The sequence below is a fragment of the Nocardia sp. NPDC051990 genome (genome assembly GCF_040680755.1).
Lineage (GTDB): Bacteria > Actinomycetota > Actinomycetes > Mycobacteriales > Mycobacteriaceae > Nocardia.
This window is the reverse complement of the sequence record NZ_JBFAXH010000015.1, coordinates 74507-89231: the sequence shown is the minus strand read 5'-3', so window position 1 is coordinate 89231 and position 14725 is coordinate 74507. Positions and strand designations below refer to the sequence as shown.

The 14725-nt window shown below is 66.3% G+C and carries 14 protein-coding genes and 2 pseudogenes; 2 read left to right on the top strand and 14 right to left on the bottom strand.

Annotation, left to right across the window (positions count from 1 at the left end):
* Nucleotides 1-12: 12 nt before the first annotated feature.
* From AB0L63_RS24230 to AB0L63_RS24210, 5 genes are all read right to left on the bottom strand, one after another.
* Complete coding sequence (locus AB0L63_RS24230) at nucleotides 13-1008, bottom strand: ABC transporter permease (protein WP_364504910.1); 996 nt, start codon at nucleotides 1006-1008, stop codon at nucleotides 13-15.
* The gene (locus AB0L63_RS24225; protein ID WP_364504908.1) at nucleotides 1005-2015 is read right to left on the bottom strand and encodes an ABC transporter permease; all 1011 of its coding nucleotides are present in this window, start codon (nucleotides 2013-2015) and stop codon (nucleotides 1005-1007) included. The genes AB0L63_RS24230 and AB0L63_RS24225 overlap by 4 nt, the downstream gene beginning before the upstream one ends.
* Nucleotides 2012-3499: a sugar ABC transporter ATP-binding protein gene (locus tag AB0L63_RS24220; RefSeq protein WP_364504906.1), complete on the bottom strand. Its 1488-nt coding sequence runs from the start codon at nucleotides 3497-3499 to the stop codon at nucleotides 2012-2014. The genes AB0L63_RS24225 and AB0L63_RS24220 overlap by 4 nt, the downstream gene beginning before the upstream one ends.
* Nucleotides 3496-4614, bottom strand: coding sequence for a Gfo/Idh/MocA family oxidoreductase (locus AB0L63_RS24215; RefSeq protein ID WP_364504904.1), 1119 nt, complete (start codon nucleotides 4612-4614; stop codon nucleotides 3496-3498). Before AB0L63_RS24215 ends, AB0L63_RS24220 begins: the two co-directional genes overlap by 4 nt.
* Nucleotides 4615-4706: 92 nt before the next feature.
* On the bottom strand, nucleotides 4707-5579 hold the full coding sequence (locus AB0L63_RS24210; protein ID WP_364504902.1) for a sugar phosphate isomerase/epimerase family protein: 873 nt from the start codon (nucleotides 5577-5579) through the stop codon (nucleotides 4707-4709).
* 153 nt (nucleotides 5580-5732) lie between these two features.
* Between AB0L63_RS24210 and AB0L63_RS24205 the strand changes: the two genes are divergently transcribed.
* Nucleotides 5733-6908 carry an ROK family transcriptional regulator gene (locus tag AB0L63_RS24205; protein ID WP_364504900.1) on the top strand — a complete coding sequence of 392 codons (1176 nt, stop codon included), beginning with the start codon at nucleotides 5733-5735 and terminating at the stop codon, nucleotides 6906-6908.
* A 103-nt stretch (nucleotides 6909-7011) separates the two neighbouring features.
* Here AB0L63_RS24205 and AB0L63_RS24200 read toward each other — a convergent pair whose 3' ends face one another.
* The 8 genes and pseudogenes from AB0L63_RS24200 to AB0L63_RS24165 form a co-directional block, all read right to left on the bottom strand.
* Nucleotides 7012-7287 carry a hypothetical protein gene (locus AB0L63_RS24200; RefSeq protein WP_364504898.1) on the bottom strand — a complete coding sequence of 92 codons (276 nt, stop codon included), beginning with the start codon at nucleotides 7285-7287 and terminating at the stop codon, nucleotides 7012-7014.
* A 55-nt stretch (nucleotides 7288-7342) separates the two neighbouring features.
* Nucleotides 7343-7630: a hypothetical protein gene (locus tag AB0L63_RS24195; protein ID WP_364505086.1), complete on the bottom strand. Its 288-nt coding sequence runs from the start codon at nucleotides 7628-7630 to the stop codon at nucleotides 7343-7345.
* Between the two features lie 44 nt (nucleotides 7631-7674).
* Nucleotides 7675-7887 (bottom strand): annotated as a pseudogene (locus AB0L63_RS24190) (hypothetical protein); the annotation flags it as partial.
* A 688-nt stretch (nucleotides 7888-8575) separates the two neighbouring features.
* Nucleotides 8576-9322, bottom strand: a complete 747-nt coding sequence (locus AB0L63_RS24185) for a hypothetical protein (RefSeq protein WP_364504896.1) — start codon at nucleotides 9320-9322, stop codon at nucleotides 8576-8578.
* Between the two features lie 164 nt (nucleotides 9323-9486).
* The gene (locus tag AB0L63_RS24180; protein ID WP_364505076.1) at nucleotides 9487-10737 is read right to left on the bottom strand and encodes a sugar ABC transporter substrate-binding protein; all 1251 of its coding nucleotides are present in this window, start codon (nucleotides 10735-10737) and stop codon (nucleotides 9487-9489) included.
* A gap of 47 nt (nucleotides 10738-10784) precedes the next feature.
* Nucleotides 10785-11663 carry a carbohydrate ABC transporter permease gene (locus AB0L63_RS24175; RefSeq protein ID WP_364504894.1) on the bottom strand — a complete coding sequence of 293 codons (879 nt, stop codon included), beginning with the start codon at nucleotides 11661-11663 and terminating at the stop codon, nucleotides 10785-10787.
* On the bottom strand, nucleotides 11653-12519 hold the full coding sequence (locus tag AB0L63_RS24170) for a sugar ABC transporter permease (RefSeq protein ID WP_364504892.1): 867 nt from the start codon (nucleotides 12517-12519) through the stop codon (nucleotides 11653-11655). The genes AB0L63_RS24175 and AB0L63_RS24170 overlap by 11 nt, the downstream gene beginning before the upstream one ends.
* A 134-nt stretch (nucleotides 12520-12653) precedes the next feature.
* A pseudogene (locus tag AB0L63_RS24165) lies at nucleotides 12654-12926 on the bottom strand (SDR family oxidoreductase); the annotation flags it as partial.
* Nucleotides 12927-12928: 2 nt separating this feature from the next.
* Between AB0L63_RS24165 and AB0L63_RS24160 the strand changes: the two are divergent.
* Nucleotides 12929-13126, top strand: coding sequence for a hypothetical protein (locus tag AB0L63_RS24160; protein ID WP_364505084.1), 198 nt, complete (start codon nucleotides 12929-12931; stop codon nucleotides 13124-13126).
* 219 nt (nucleotides 13127-13345) lie between these two features.
* Here the strand turns inward: AB0L63_RS24160 and AB0L63_RS24155 are convergent, their stop codons facing one another.
* A complete protein-coding gene (locus tag AB0L63_RS24155) occupies nucleotides 13346-14371 on the bottom strand; it encodes a TIGR03617 family F420-dependent LLM class oxidoreductase (RefSeq protein WP_364504890.1) in 1026 nt (341 codons plus the stop codon).
* Between the last annotated feature and the right edge of the window lie 354 nt (nucleotides 14372-14725).

Sequence of the window (14725 nt, the reverse complement as noted above, 5' to 3'; positions counted from 1 at the left end):
CGTGAGATCGGTCTAGGTGAGGGCCGGTTCCGGTTTGCGGAATCGCAGTAGGCGTCGCAGGCTCGCGCCGTGCGCGGCGTAGGCGATGGCCGCGATGATGATCACGCCTTGCACGGCCGATTCGAGCCCGCCGGATACACCGAGCAGATGCAACAGCGAGAACATCGCTTCCAGCGACACCCCGCCCGCCGCAGCAGCGACGACCGAGCCGCGGCCTCCTCCGAGGAGCACGCCGCCGAGCACGACGGCGGTGATGGCCCGAAACTCCAGACCGCGCCCGATTTGCGCTGATACTCCGGCGAATCCGCCCAGGAGGATCGCCGCCAGCGCGGCGAGCAATCCGGACAGTACGAACGCCAGCCGGCGTAGGCGGTCGACTCGGCCACCCGCGAGCCGGACCGTCTGCTCGTTGTCGCCCACCGCCACCAGCGTTCGCCCGGTGCCGCTGCGCATGAACACGACCGCGCCGGCGAGCACCAGGATCAGGATGAACACCGACCAGGGCACCTGCCCGAGCAGCGGGAAATCGAAGCTGCCACGACCAAGTGTCCGGAACGACGGCGACAGGTCACCGCGCGGAGCGCCACCGGTCCACAGGAATACCGCGCCATCTAGGATCAGCAGCATTCCGAGAGTCACGATGAACGACGGTACGAGCAGCCTGGTTATGATGAGCCCGTTCACCAGGCCGACGAGGACGCCGAAACCGAGCAACAACACGATCACCCGGGCGGTGTTGCCGTCGTCGCCGTTGATCAGCCGGGCCGCGATCACGACCTCGGCGGTCACCAGCGACCCAACCGAGAGATCGAAGCCGCCGGATACGACGACGAAATACTGTCCGATCGCCAGAATCACCAGGGGCGCAGCCCGTTTCAGCAATGCCAGATAACCGGCCGCTTCGGTGTACGCGGTGCCGGCGAATGCCAGTGCCACCAGCAGGATTACGAGGATCGTCAGCACCGGCGCGGTGCCTTCGGCGAGTCTTGGGCGCCACTTCACGCTCATGATGCCTTCCTCGAAAGCATGCGGCGGGCGTACAGCGCCACCGCCATGATCAGCACGACACCGCGCACAACGTTCTTGAAAAAGGGGTCGACGGCGAGGTCATCGAAGACGGTGTCCAGGGTCGCGAGGATGAGCACACCGCCGACAGTGCCGATGACACCACCGCGGCCGCCGCTCAGCGCCGCACCACCCAGCACCGTGGCGGCGATGGACTCCAGGTCGTAGCCCGCGTCGGTGCCGACCCACGGTGCACCCGAGCCGAGGCGCGAGGCCAGGAACACCCCCGCCAGCCCGGCCATCAACGCGCACAACACATGTGCGGTGATGATGGTGCGGAACGCCCGAACACCGGACATCCGGGCGACCTCGATATCGCCACCCACGGCGTACATGTGGTAGCCGGTCCGGGTGCGTCGCATGTACCACCACGCACCGGCCGCGCTCAGCAGCATCAGCAATGCTGCGAGCGGGATGGGGCCGATCCGGTCGTATCCGAGGTGTTCGAAAGCGCGTGGGACGCTGCCCGCGGGGCCGGTGTAATTCTCCTGCAGATATCCGCGCAGAATCAGCGCGACACCCAGGGTGGCGATGAAGGCGTTCGCCCGTAGCACCGTGATGACCAATCCGTTGAGCAGCCCAACGGATGCCGCGACCGCGAGGGCTGCCGCCACGCCGGGCACGACCATCGAGGGCCGGCCCGCCATGGTCTGCGCGGCCACCAGCGAACACAGTCCGATCAGGTAGGCCACCGACAGGTCCAGTGATCCGGTGATCACGACCATCGTCTGTCCGACGGCGACCAGGCCCAATACCGTACTGCGCGTGAGGATGTTGAAGATGCCGCCCTCATCCAGCAGCACCCCTCCCCGCATGCCCACCAGGATGCTGCCGATCACGAGCAGCGCCGCCAGCGCCAGATACACCGATACCGTCGGCGTGAACACGAATCTTCGCCGTGGCACGAAGGCGCGGCGCACGACCGGGATCTTCTCCGCCACCGTGCTCATGCGACCTCTCCGATCCCGTGGCCGGTGGCCAGTCCCATGACGGCCTCTTCGGACGCACCGGCGGGCAACTCGCCCACCAGGGCCCCTTCATGCATGACGAGGATCCGATCACTCATGCCGATCAGCTCGGGCAGTTCGGAGGAGATCATCAGGACAGCCACACCGTCACCCGCCAAGTCGCGAAGTAGTTGGTAGACAGCCTGTTTGGCGCCGACATCGATACCTCGCGTCGGCTCATCCACGATCAGGATGTGCGGCCGCACCGCGAGCCATTTGCCGAGTACGATCTTCTGCTGATTGCCACCGGACAGGTATCGCACCTCCTGATGCGGGCCGCGCGCCGCGACCGCGACCGAACTCAGCAGCTCCGTCAGGTCCGACGTCCGCCGCGCCGCCGCCCCCCTCAGCGCAGCGCGGCGCACGAGCAGCGCGTTGTCGCGCACCGACTGCCGCAACGCCAGCCCGTCGCCCTTGCGGTCCTCGGTGACGAATCCGATTCCATTGCGAACCGCGCTGCGCGGGTTCGAGATTCGCGTCGGCTTGCCGTCCACCTCGAGGACGCCGCTCGTGAACGGCTCCAGACCCCAGATCGCCCGCGCGATGGCCGACCGCCCCGATCCCTGCAACCCGGCCAGGCCGACGATCTCCCCCGCACGCACCTCGAAGGTCAGGTCGCGAACCCGCCTGTTGCCCGCGCCGCACAGGGCGATGCGGACATGCCCCAGTTCGGCCGCCCGCTCCGGATAGAGCGTTGCGAGTGGGCGGCCGACCATCTGCCGAACGAGCTGGTCCGAGGTCAGCTCGCCGGTCGGTGAACACGCCACGAACGCACCGTCTTTCAGCACGGTGACGCGCTGGCTGAGGTCGAACACCTCGCGCATCCGGTGCGACACGTACAGGATCGCCATCCCGCGCTCCCGCAGCCGGGCCACCAGGTCGTACAGCAGCTTGACCTCCTGCTCGGCCAGCGCCGCGGTCGGCTCGTCCATCGCGAGCACCGTCGCGTCGGTAGACAGCGCCTTCACGATCTCCACGACCTGCCGCTGCGCCACGGACAGTCCGGCCACCTCGGCTGCCGGTTCGATGTCTTCCTCCCCCAGCCACTCGAGCAGCCGCCGAGCCTCGGCCTCCATCGCTCGCCTGTCGACCCTGCCGCGCTTCACAGGTTCGCGCCCCAGGAAGACGTTCTGCGCAACGGTCCGGTGGGGCAGCAGGTTCAGTTCCTGATGGATGATCGCGATGCCGGCCGCCTGCGCGTCGCGGGGTGCGGAGAAGGCGACTTCGTTGTCCCCCATCAGAATCCGGCCGGAGTCCGGCCGGTGCACGCCCGCCAGTACTTTCAGCAGTGTCGACTTGCCCGCGCCGTTCTCCCCCATCAGCGCGTGCACCTCACCCGCGCGCAGGTCCAGGTCCACGCCGCGCAATACCGGGACGCCCAGGAAGCTCTTGGCGATTCCCTCCAACCGGACCAACACCTCGCTCATGGGACCACCTCGGTCCACTCGCCGCCGTCGGCGGCCGATCGCAGTACGGCATCGGTAATGCGGACAGCGCGCAGCCCGTCCGCGAAGGTGGGCAGCCCGTCCGCACACTCCTCTCCGCGGATCGCGCGATAGGTGTCGGCGACGAAGGCGTCGAAGCAGTCCTGATACCCCTGCGAGTGTCCGGCGGGCAGCCGCGAGTACCGGGCGGCCGGGGCGGAGAGCGTGTCCGGATCGCGCAGCAGCACGAGATTGCCCTTCCGCCGTCCCACCCACAGCCGTTCCGGGTCTTCCTGGTCGAAGCCGAAACTCGTTTCCGTGCCCGACACCTCGATGTGCAGGCGATTCTTGCGGCCCGCGGCGACCTGCGATACGAGGACGGTGCCGACTACGCCGGAGACGGTCGTGAAGTGCACCGTCGCAACGTCTTCCGTAGTCGTGGCGCGCCGCTCGTGGACCACCACGGTCTGCGCAGACAACCGCGCGATGCGATCACCGGTGACGAATTCCATCAGATCGCACCAGTGCGAGCCGATATCGGCGAAGGCCCGTGACGGGCCGCCCAATTCGGCGTCGACCCGCCAGTCGTCATCGGTCGATTCGGACAGCCAGTCCTGCAGGTAGCCGCCGCTGATCGTTGACAGGAACCCCGCCTCGCCGGCGGCCAGCCGCTCCCGCATCTCGCGGATCATCGGATGGAACCGGTAGACGAAGGGCACGGTGGCGACCTTTCCGGCCGCTGCCGCGACCAGAGCGGCCGCATCGTCTTCTCCGGTCGCGAGCGGCTTCTCGCAGATCACGTGCACACCGGCGGCCAGCGCGGCGCGAGTCACGCTGGCGTGCACGGCATTCGGCGCACAGACATGGAGCACATCGATCTCCGCAGCGGACAGCAGCGCCTCCACGCTGGGGTAGCCCTGGTCGGCGCCCAGTGTCTCGGCAGCCGCTTCGACGGTGAACGGGCTGCTCGATGCGACCGCGACGACTGCACCGCCCGCGCGCCGCACGGACTCGGCGTGCACCCGGCCCATGAATCCCGCGCCCACCACCGCCGCTCGCACCGTGGGGGAACCGACGCTGCCACTGCCGGCTACCACTGTTCTGTGCGTCACATTCATATGGCGAACGGTATGGGCAGTTTTGTCGACTGTCAATCAAAAGTATGAATCTCGGCGACAATTCGTGTGCCTGGGCTCGGCGGAACGGGCACTCAGCCGTCGAGCCGGGCGATGGTAGAGCGTAGAAACCGCAGGCTGTCGATGGCGAGAGCGTCTTGCGACGCTGCCACCGGTCGCCACGCGCGGGCGGCGGTGGCGATCGCGGGAATCTCCGGCGTGAACGATTCGACACACAGCGGACCTCGATAGCCCGTGTCGGCCAGCACGCGCAGGAACCCGGCCCAGTCCTGACCATCCCGGCCTGGCGCACCCCGGTCGTTCCCGGCTACCTGCACATGGGCGATGTGCGCGCCCGCAGCCGAAACCGCTGCGGCAGAAGAGGATTGCTCGATATTCATGTGATAGGTGTCCAGCGCGAGACCCCACCCCCGCTCGGGCAGCCCGTCCAGCGCCTCCAGCGCCTGCTCGACCGTGTTGAGCACGCTGGTCTCGTACCGGTTCAGCGGCTCCACCGCGATGCGGACATCCTTCGACGCCGCGTACTCGACGACGGGGGCGAGACCGGCCCGCAACTTCGCGTACAGCGACGGCCTGTCCGCGATCCACCAGGTGCGGCCGACCGAGCTGTATGCCGGGCCGGCCGCCACCGGACTGCCGACGATGTGCGCCGCGTCCACGACCCGCCGCAGGTAATCCTGCGTCTCCTCGACCAAGTCGGGGTCGAGAAGGTCTCTGCCCGGCGGCATGACCAGGCACAGCGATGCCTTCAGACCGATCTCCGCGAAAAGATCCGCCATCCGGTGCGGGTCCCAGTCGCCGGGAGATTCCATGGGCAACTCCACGACATCGAAGCCCCAATCGCGGATCCTCGGAGCCAACTCGGCCACGTCACGATCGGTCAGCGGCGAGGTCCACACCCAGGTATTGATTCCTATGTCCCACATGCACAGACCGTAGATGGTCACTTATGACAGGGTCAACGCAGAAGTCTGATTCTTTTTTGCAAAAGCGTCTTCCGGCGGCCCATTATTGTTGGCAGATCAGATCTATTGGCTAGTGATTGGATACAAGATGGTCGCCAATCCCACATAGTTCTTACGGTCTGATTAACTTGATAGGTGGCCGAAGCACTCGCTACCAACGCAGCCTCACCGGGACACCTGCTGCAACTCCTGCGGGACGGGAGACCGCGCACACGCGCCGAACTGTCCTCCGCGACCGGGTTGTCCCGCTCCACCGTGCGCACCCGCTTGGACATGCTCCTGCATGCCGGCCTCGTGGCCGAAGCGGACAGCGGCATATCAACGGGTGGGCGACCGGCCGACCTGTTCGTCTTCAACACCCGCGCGCGCGTGGTGCTCACCACCGAGGTCGGCGCGACCCACGCTGTGGTCGCCGTCAACGATCTCACGGGCGCACCGCTGGCCGTGCACAGGCTGACGCTCAATATCTCCGACGGCCCCGATACCGTCCTGGCCAGCCTGGTCGAGCAGTGGCAGGCTCTGCTCGCCGAGCTGGAGATCCCCGTATCGCAGGTCGCGGGCGTCGGCATCGGGCTGCCCGGTCCGGTCGAACATGCCACCGGCCGCCCGACCAATCCTCCGATAATGCCGGGCTGGAACGGGTTCGACGTGCCCGGTCGCGTGCGCGCCGACTTCGACGTCCCTGTGCTCGTCGACAACGAGGTCAACCTCATGGCGCTCGGCGAGCACAGCACCGCCTACCCTGGCGTGGACCATCTGATCCTGGTCAAGATCGCCACGGGCATCGGCGCGGGCCTGATCAGCAACTACCGGCTGCATCGTGGCACAGCCGGCGCGGCGGGCGACATCGGCCACATCCCTGGGCACAACTCCCCCGACGTCCCGTGCCGCTGCGGCAATACCGGCTGTCTCGAAGCGATCGCCGGCGGCGGCGCGATCGCCGCCCTCCTCCGAGAAAAAGGGTTCCCCGTCGAAACCAACGCCGAAATCGTCGACATCGTCCGCAGCGGCAATGTCGTTGCGGGCCAGATCCTGCGCGCGGCGGGCCGCACTATCGGCGACGTGCTGGCGACATGCGTCAACATGTTCAATCCGGCACTGATCGTGATCAGCGGCAGCCTGGCGCAGGCGGGCGAGCTGCTGCTCGCGGGCATCCGCGAATCCATTTACCGGCGATCACTGCCCCTGGCTACCGAGAATCTGCGAATCGTCCACTCGCAAACCGGAGATCAGGCGGGCGTCATCGGCGCCGCTGTCATGGTGATCCAGGAGATCCTGGAGCCCTCGGCGGTCGACCGGCAACTCGCCTGATCCGAAGCCACGCTAGACGGCTGATTCCAAGGTTAGTGGTCGTAGTTGGTGAGGCTGCGAAGGATCGTTGCGCCGATCGTGTCGTTGTGCCAGATGGCATCGATCACTTCTCGGGCTTGTTCTCGAAATGCGCGCCGCTGGAGAGCATTTCCAGCAGCCGTTCCCGCGCCGCCTCCACCCGGGTGGCGTAGTCCGGCGCGAAGACCTCCACCAACGAGGTCTCCAACGTCCCAGCGATCATGTACAGCGGCGACCAGACCGCCCGGTCCCGCTCCACCAGACCATCGAAGACCGCTGTACCAATCACGCGAGAAAGCCACTCGGACAACACCAACGCCTGGTCCCGCGTCAGCTCAATCGTCAAATCATCCTCGGCCATCACGCCGAGCCTATCTTCCAACGAACACCGTGAACGTTCGTCGTCACCGCACTAGTCAACGACCAGATACGGCCCGCTCCCACGTCGCGGGTGCATTCGGTTCGGGGGTCAGCAGCCGGAGCGCGAGCGCGATATCGGTGGGGTCGCAGTCGTTGAAGAAGAAGCGCGCCGCGGCCTCCGGCGCGAGATCGAAGGTCTCGTCGTCCTCGTTGGCCGAGATACAGGGTCCCAGCTTGACGAGGACGTCGGCCAGGGCAGCCTGGCCTGCACGAGAGCGCGTTTGAAGTTCGCCGCCATCTGGATCTGCGGGAACACTATGTCCATCGGGATGCCCATGCTGCACGTCGGCAGAATCGCGCGGTTGCGGTAGGTGATGGCGGTGACTCGGACGACTGGGGCCGGTGCCGGATCCGACACCAGGTACCCGGGATACTCCGCGAACGGGCCCTCGGGTAGCACGTCGCCCGGAGACCCGGCGGCGTTGCGGAGCCGCTTGTTGTAGCCGGGCTGCTGAGGCAGGTACCGGAACAGGTGTCGCAGATGGGTGCGGGCACAACGTAGCCAGCGGGCTTCGGAGGTGAACCCGAGTAGGGCCTGCATCACCGCCAGGGTCACCAGCTCGGCGTCGGTCAACCGTGGGGCAAACCCGGTCGACGGTCGCCACGGCCGCAGATCCGGGCGGGCGGTCAACAGGTCGTCGGTAGTGACATACAGTGCAGTGGCGAGGGTGTCGATATCATTGCTCACACCCTCGATCTACGGCACCCTCGCCCCGCAGTCACGCGGGAACGCGCGCAAAATCCTTGCCCGGCAACATCTCTCATAATCAGCCTGGCTTCGCGACGCCGACTTCTGCAAGCAACCACCACAACCTGAGGCGACTTCATCGTCGCTTGACGCTCAACCGACGCTCGCGGTGTGGAACGCTGGGCCTGACCAGCCTCGGACGTCGAAGCTCCGCTTCCATCGGAGCCTCGCTGCCGCAACTGGATCAGCCGGACCATGGCGGCTTCCGCGGCGGCCGCCGGCCGGTCGATCACACCCCCTGCGCCGAGCAGACTGGCCCCGGCGTACACCGCCGTCCGGCGCGAGCGTGACAAAACGGCGCCGACCGTGTCCGGGACAATGTCGTACACCCCCTTGACGGTCGACGCACCAGGCAGATGGCCCATCGTCGATTTCACTGTGTTCTCGCTCACGATGCAGTCATCTCACACACGGCGTATACCCAGACATCTCGGGGTGAATCAGCGCGCCGGGTACGCGGTGAGCGCTGCATGCACCGATGTCAACCCGCCACGTGGAACGGGATTGTGGTGATGACGATCTTCGGCAGGTGACGCAGTGCGCGGCGCAGGCGGGGAGCGACACGGTTGTGCAGAATGCCATACCACCAGTGGCATACCACGATCTCAGGCAGGATCACCGTCAGTGTGAGATCTCGACGTTGTCGGTGGAGCGCCTCGAGGTAGTCGATCAGCGGCGCGACGATCGCGCGATAGGGAGAGACCACGACTTCCAGGGGCAGATGGGCACCCCACAGTCGCCAGTAGTCACGGAATCGCTCTGCTTCCTTCTCAGTCGGGCTGACGTGCAGCGCGAGGACGGGCTGCTCCAGCGACGCAGCGTAGGCGAGCGCCCGCATCGCGGTCACATCCAGGACCGCGACAGGGACGACCACCAGATGATGGACCTCCTCCGGTATCTGCTCTACCTCCCCTACAGCCTCCTGCTCGCTGGCCGGGGCGCGGGACAGTTCCTCTCCGCGTTCCCTGATCCGCTGGGCAAGCGACTGTTTCGGCACCTCGATCGTGTGGAGCTCCAGCTTGGTAGCAGGACCGACCACATCGTAGTGGCGCCGGACTAGGAGCGCGAGCAGGATGAACAGCCCAACCGTGATCACGGCAACCCATGCGCCCGAGGTGAACTTGGTGATACCAGCCGTGATGAAGACCGTGCCGGACAGCGCCGCACCGACCGCGTTGAAAGCCAGGCTGCGGCGCCATCGCGGGCCACGCTTGCGCCACCAGTGCACGACCATCCCAGCCTGAGACATGGTGAAGGCTAGAAACACCCCGACCGCGAACAGCGGAATCAGCGGCCGAGATAGTCCTTGCCTTCGGCGCCGCCTGCCGCGGATGTGTATCCGAATCATTCTGTGCCGCAGTAACTTCAGCGGTCACGGTCTGCGTCCGGACATTACTGGGTGCTCATGGCGGCGTTACCCGCGGCAACCGCTCCGGACAGGGCCGCGAGAACCGGAGTACGGCCCAGGTACATCTCGGACAGTATGGGATTGATGGCGTCGAGGGCCGCGGGGAATCCGGACCCGCCGCCGCTGGCGATGCGGGGTCCGCGCAGCACATCGAAGAACGCGGCGACGTCGATTCCTCTGTGGGACCAGAAGTCCCGGTATTCCTGCTGCTCGGTAACGACAGCCGGAATGCTCGCGCCGTCCTGCGCGAGGTAGCGGTTGCCCACGGCGCTGCCGAGCCAGCCCAGCAGTCGGCGCACCGCGTCCGGATGCCGGGTGGCCGCGCTGGCGGCCACACCGATCGCGTTGTCGGTGCTGACCCGCCCCGCCGGGCCCTGCGGGATCATCGCCACGCCCCACCGAAACTTCGCCTGCTGCGCGATCGTGGCGAGGTTGAAGGTGCCCGACTGAAACAGCGCCAGCTTCCCCTGCAGGAAGGCGTTTCGGGCGAAGTCGGTGTTGCCGTTGGTATCTGCCGCCGACGGAGCAAGCCGGTCCGTGATCAGGCGCACGAGATAGCCGAACGCCTCGGCGCCCTGTGGGCTGTCGAAGACGAACCGTTCGTCCGGGCCTTGCAGCCGCCCGCCGGCCGATCCGAGGAATGGTAACTCGATCGATTGGAAATCGTTGCCGGCGTTGAATGCCCACGGCGAGACCGCGGCGAGCCGGCGCAGCAGTGGTTCGAAGGTATCCGCGCCCGGTCCCCACCGCGCCGTGGACAGCTCGGCCGGATCGACGTGTGCGGCGGAGAGTAGATCCCGGTTGTAGTACACGGCCGTACCGCCGTCGACGAATTGCGGTACCGCCCACAGATGCCCATGGCGTGTGTACTGCGACACCGCCGAGGGATCCCAGGCTCGCGCGGCGTCGAATCCAAGGAGCCGGCCGATGTCCAGTAGCCGGTCCGTGTCGGCGTAGTCCTCGTACAGGTTTGTCCAGAATACGTCGTCCGCGGTGCCGCCGGCCACGTCCAGCCGCAGTTTCTGCTGGTAGGAGGCCCACGGCACCACCGTGATCCGCACTTCGAGATCGGGGTTCGCCCGCTCGAACGCGTCGAGCGAGGCCCGATAGGCCGGGACGAAACTCTGGTCCCAGATACGCATATGCAGCACGGTGCGGCCCGATTCGTCGCCAGTGCGGCCAAGCCACAGCGCCGCCGCGATCAGCAACACGACGCTGAGCACGATGGCCAGCATCACCGAGGTGGAAGTATTCGGGGCGGGGAAACGCCGTTGCGCGGGCCTCATTTGAGACCGGTCCAGGCGATCGACCGCAGCACCTGACGCTGGAACACGATGAACAGCAGCACTAGCGGCACGATCGCCAAGGTTGTCGCGGCCATCACCAGGGTCCACTGCGCATTGTATTCGGTCTGTAGCGTCGCGGTCGACACGGTCAGTACCTGCCAGGTCCGGCCACTGCTGGCCACCAGCGGCCACATGAAGTTGTTCCACTGGGTGACGACTGTGATCAGCGTCAGGGTAGCCAGGATCGGTCGACTCATCGGCACCACCACGTGGACCAGGATGTCGAGTGTATTCGCGCCGTCCAGTCGTGCCGCCCCGAGCAATTCGCTTGGTATCGACCGGAAGTACTGGCGCAGAAGGAAGATCGCGTACGGAGAGGCGAACACGAACGGGAGTATCAACGCCCAGAAGGTATTCAGCCACCCCAGCTTCGCGAACATCAGATACAGCGGTATCAGCGTGACCATCGAGGGCACCATCATGGTCCCCAGGTAGATCCAGAACAGCACGTCGCGACCGGGGAATTCGGTGCGGGCGAACGCGTAGGCGGCGAGGATGGAGGTGATCAGCTGGCCGCCGGTGATGAACGCCGTCATCAGCGCAGTCACCAGCACCGCCCGGCCCAGGCCCTGGTGTAGCACGGTGTCGAAGTTCTGGCCCGTCACCGGATTCGGCAGCGCTAGTGGTGATCCGCTCGCGAACTGTTCGGGTGTCTTGATCGAGGTCAGGGCGCTGAGCACCAGCGGTGCCACGGTCAGCAGCGCCCCTGCGACGAGCAGCAGATAGACGATGCCCCCGCGCAGCAGGGCGGTGGCGTGTCGCGGTCTCCGTACGAAATCCGCCGCGGTGCCGCGGTATGCGGTATCAGTACTCATAGGCCGTCCGGTTCCGGAAGTAGCGGTGCTGCACGAGCGTTATCACGAGCATCACTGCGAACATTGTCATCGCCATCGCCGCCGCGCGGCCGGGCCTGGCCGCAACGAACGCCTCGGAAAAGATCCGCATCGCAACGACATCCGTGCGATTGCCGGGCCCGCCCCTGGTCAGTGCGTACACCGTGTCGAAGGTCTGGAACGCGGTAATGATCCCGGTGGCGAGCACGAAGAACATGGTGGGGCGCAGCATCGGCAGCAGCAGCCAGCGCGTGCGCCGCCACCCGCTCGCCCCGTCGAGCGCACCTGCGTCCAGGATCTCCTGCGGAATCGCCCGCAGACCTGCGACGAAGAACAGCGCGACATACCCGAAGTTCGACCAGATACTCACCACCGCAACGGAAGGCAGCGCAAGCACCGGATCGGCGAGCCACTCGATGCGGTGCCCGAGCACGGCGTTGATCGCGCCGCCGGTTGGCGCGAACAGCCACTGCCACACCACACCCACCGCGACCGGCGCGCACATCCACGGCAGCGCGTAGATCATCCGCAGCGCCGTCCCGCCGCCGCGCCGGGCCAGCGGCGCGGCGACCGCGAAACCGAGCACCGTCTGGGCCGGGACCACGATCACCGCCAGCACCAGCGTCACCAGCAGCGCGTGCCCGAACACCGGGTCCGTCAGCACCGAGCGCCAGTTCCGCAGGCCAACGAAGTGCATGGGCCCCAGCAGGTTCCAGCTGTACACGCTCAGCCAGGCCACCACCGCAATCGGAAGCAGCAGAAAACAGCCGACTCCCACCAGGCTCGGGAGCAACAGTGCATAACTGGTCAGGGCACGACGAAGTGCACGTCGTTTCATGCTGTGCGAACCTACCTGGGCAGCCGATTTCGGTGCGGCACGTCCCCACGGAAGGTGCCGCAGATTACAGGGCGATCCCGGACGACGGGGGCGGCCGCCGGATTCGTCCGAGGCGGCCGCACCCTGGGCACGGATCAGTTGGTGGGCCCTCCGGGCACGTAAATGGACCTGGCCGGAGACGAAGCCGCGCCCTCGCTGACGAGTAACGAGGCCGTGTGCGCGATGTCTTTGGGGCGGCTGACCCGCTGCACGGGAATCTGTGCGGCAGCGGCCTTCTGGAAGTCCTCGAAGCCGACTCTGACCCGCGCCGCGGTCGCGGTGGTCATGTCGATGACGATGAAGCCCGGCGCGATGGCGTTGGCGGTGACACCGAACTTGCCCAGTTCGATCGCGAGAATCTTGGTGAAGCTTGGGGTTCCCCCGAAGCAAGCTAACCGCGTCCACTCTTTCGGGGAACCCCACCGAGTCCGGGCAACCCGAGATCGTGGCCGTCGGTGCGCTGCGCACCCTGGCCGGGCAGATCCTGGTGACCGCGCCGGTCGCGATCATGGCGGCCGTCCAGTACTTCACCACGATCAACTCGCCGATGCCGACACCGGCGAAGTGACCGAAAAGAGAAGACCTGTCAGCGGATAGACAGCAACGCCCACATCGCAAACGCGAGCACTCTGGCCGCCACAACCAGAGTGCTCGCTCGATCGATAAGACAGGCAGCTATTACTCCCTGGCGTGCCGGCACATCTGCCCGGCCAGAACTCGCCCGCCGGAGGATTCATCAGCAACGCCATGGCGACGATTTCCGTGAGCAGCGCTGAGTACCCGGGAATCACTCCGCGGCGTGGCTGCGGAGTGATTCGAGGGCGAGCTGCAAACGGGTATCCACGACATCGCCAGAGGGCGCGGGCATGACGATGCCGTCGGCCAGGCCCTCGTACCGTGCGCGGATGAGGTTCGGCAGTGCATCGTAGGGTCCGCTGATCAGCAGTACGTCGAGAACGCTGTCAGTCATGACGTCGGCGAGGCGATCCCAGCGTTCGGCCTTAACCAGTTGGCGCAGGCGGTCCCCGAGCTCGGGCAGGCCGAGACGCTCGAGCGTGGGCCGGTAGGACGGCGTGGAGTAAAGAAAAGCGAGCAGGCGACGTAACCGTTCGCGTTCGCGTTCGACGGCGACCGCATCGCCGCCGGTGGCGATCGCGGCGGCGGCGATGACTTCCGGCGGGTTCCGCGAGTGTTCCTCGGCGCCTTTCCGCATGGCGGGCAGGACGACATCGCGCAAATAGCCTGGATCGGAGTTGGTGGAGTGGGTGATCACGCCGTCGGCGATTCCTCCTGCGAGCCTGCACATTCGGGCGTTCACCGCGCCGAGGAACAGTGGCGGGGCGATCGGGTCGTCGGGACCGGGATTGAAGTACGGTTGCAGTCGGGTCAGCCGATACATGGGGCCCTCATGGTGGATTGACTCGCCCGAGGTGAACGCGGCGAACAGTTTCTTCAGCGTCGCTACATAGTCCTCGATCCGGGCGACCGGTTCGGACCAGGGCATCCCGAAGCGTTGCTCGATGTTCTGCCGGATCTGCGTGCCGAGGCCGAGTTCGAACCGTCCGCCCGAAAACTTCGCGAGGTCCCACGCGTTGTAGGCCAACAGCGTGGGACTTCGGACGAAGGCCAGCGTGATCGCAGTGCGCACGACGATTGTCGTGGTGTGCTCGGCGGCCAGGAGGGCAACGGCGAACGAGTCGTGGATCGTTTCGGGGATGTGGATCCCGTCGAACCCCAGCTTCTCCAGGCATGCGGCCACGCGCGGGACATCGGACAGCGGCAAGCGCGGATCAAGGCCCGCATAGACTTTCATCGTCGGTCTTCCTCGGCTTCGGTGTGTGGTCGGTGCTGGCGGTAGCGGCGTTGCACGTGCTCTTGCCCGACCCGGATTTGATTCTTGCGGTCATCGGCGCCGACTACCAGCGTGTCGGCGGGAAGGCGTCACGCACCGACGCGATGGGAACTCAGTACTGTACGGCCGGATTGGTATCCCGACCCCTCGGAGCTGTCAGTTCCAGGTAGTGATCGGGTTTTGCCGCCGCGGAACGGTTTTGCCGACGCCATTGAGGAGAGCGGCGAGCGCGAGCACGGGCGGCTTACGCCACCTTGACGCTCGGACATGAGGGGTGCCTGAGCGACGTCGTCGGCTTGTTGGGCAGGGTCAGTC

Bases quoted from the DNA above. Each gene is read 5' to 3' on its own strand.
- AB0L63_RS24230 (WP_364504910.1), bottom strand. From the start codon at position 1,008: ATGAGCGTGAAGTGGCGCCCAAGACTCGCCGAAGGCACCGCGCCGGTG.
- AB0L63_RS24225 (WP_364504908.1), bottom strand. From the start codon at position 2,015: ATGAGCACGGTGGCGGAGAAGATCCCGGTCGTGCGCCGCGCCTTCGTG.
- AB0L63_RS24220 (WP_364504906.1), bottom strand. From the start codon at position 3,499: ATGAGCGAGGTGTTGGTCCGGTTGGAGGGAATCGCCAAGAGCTTCCTG.
- AB0L63_RS24215 (WP_364504904.1), bottom strand. From the start codon at position 4,614: ATGAATGTGACGCACAGAACAGTGGTAGCCGGCAGTGGCAGCGTCGGT.
- AB0L63_RS24200 (WP_364504898.1), bottom strand. From the start codon at position 7,287: ATGGCCGAGGATGATTTGACGATTGAGCTGACGCGGGACCAGGCGTTG.
- AB0L63_RS24180 (WP_364505076.1), bottom strand. From the start codon at position 10,737: ATGCTGGCCATCGTGCTCAGCGTCGTGTTGCTGATCGCGGCGGCGCTG.
- AB0L63_RS24175 (WP_364504894.1), bottom strand. From the start codon at position 11,663: ATGAGTACTGATACCGCATACCGCGGCACCGCGGCGGATTTCGTACGG.
- AB0L63_RS24170 (WP_364504892.1), bottom strand. From the start codon at position 12,519: ATGAAACGACGTGCACTTCGTCGTGCCCTGACCAGTTATGCACTGTTG.
- AB0L63_RS24155 (WP_364504890.1), bottom strand. From the start codon at position 14,371: ATGAAAGTCTATGCGGGCCTTGATCCGCGCTTGCCGCTGTCCGATGTC.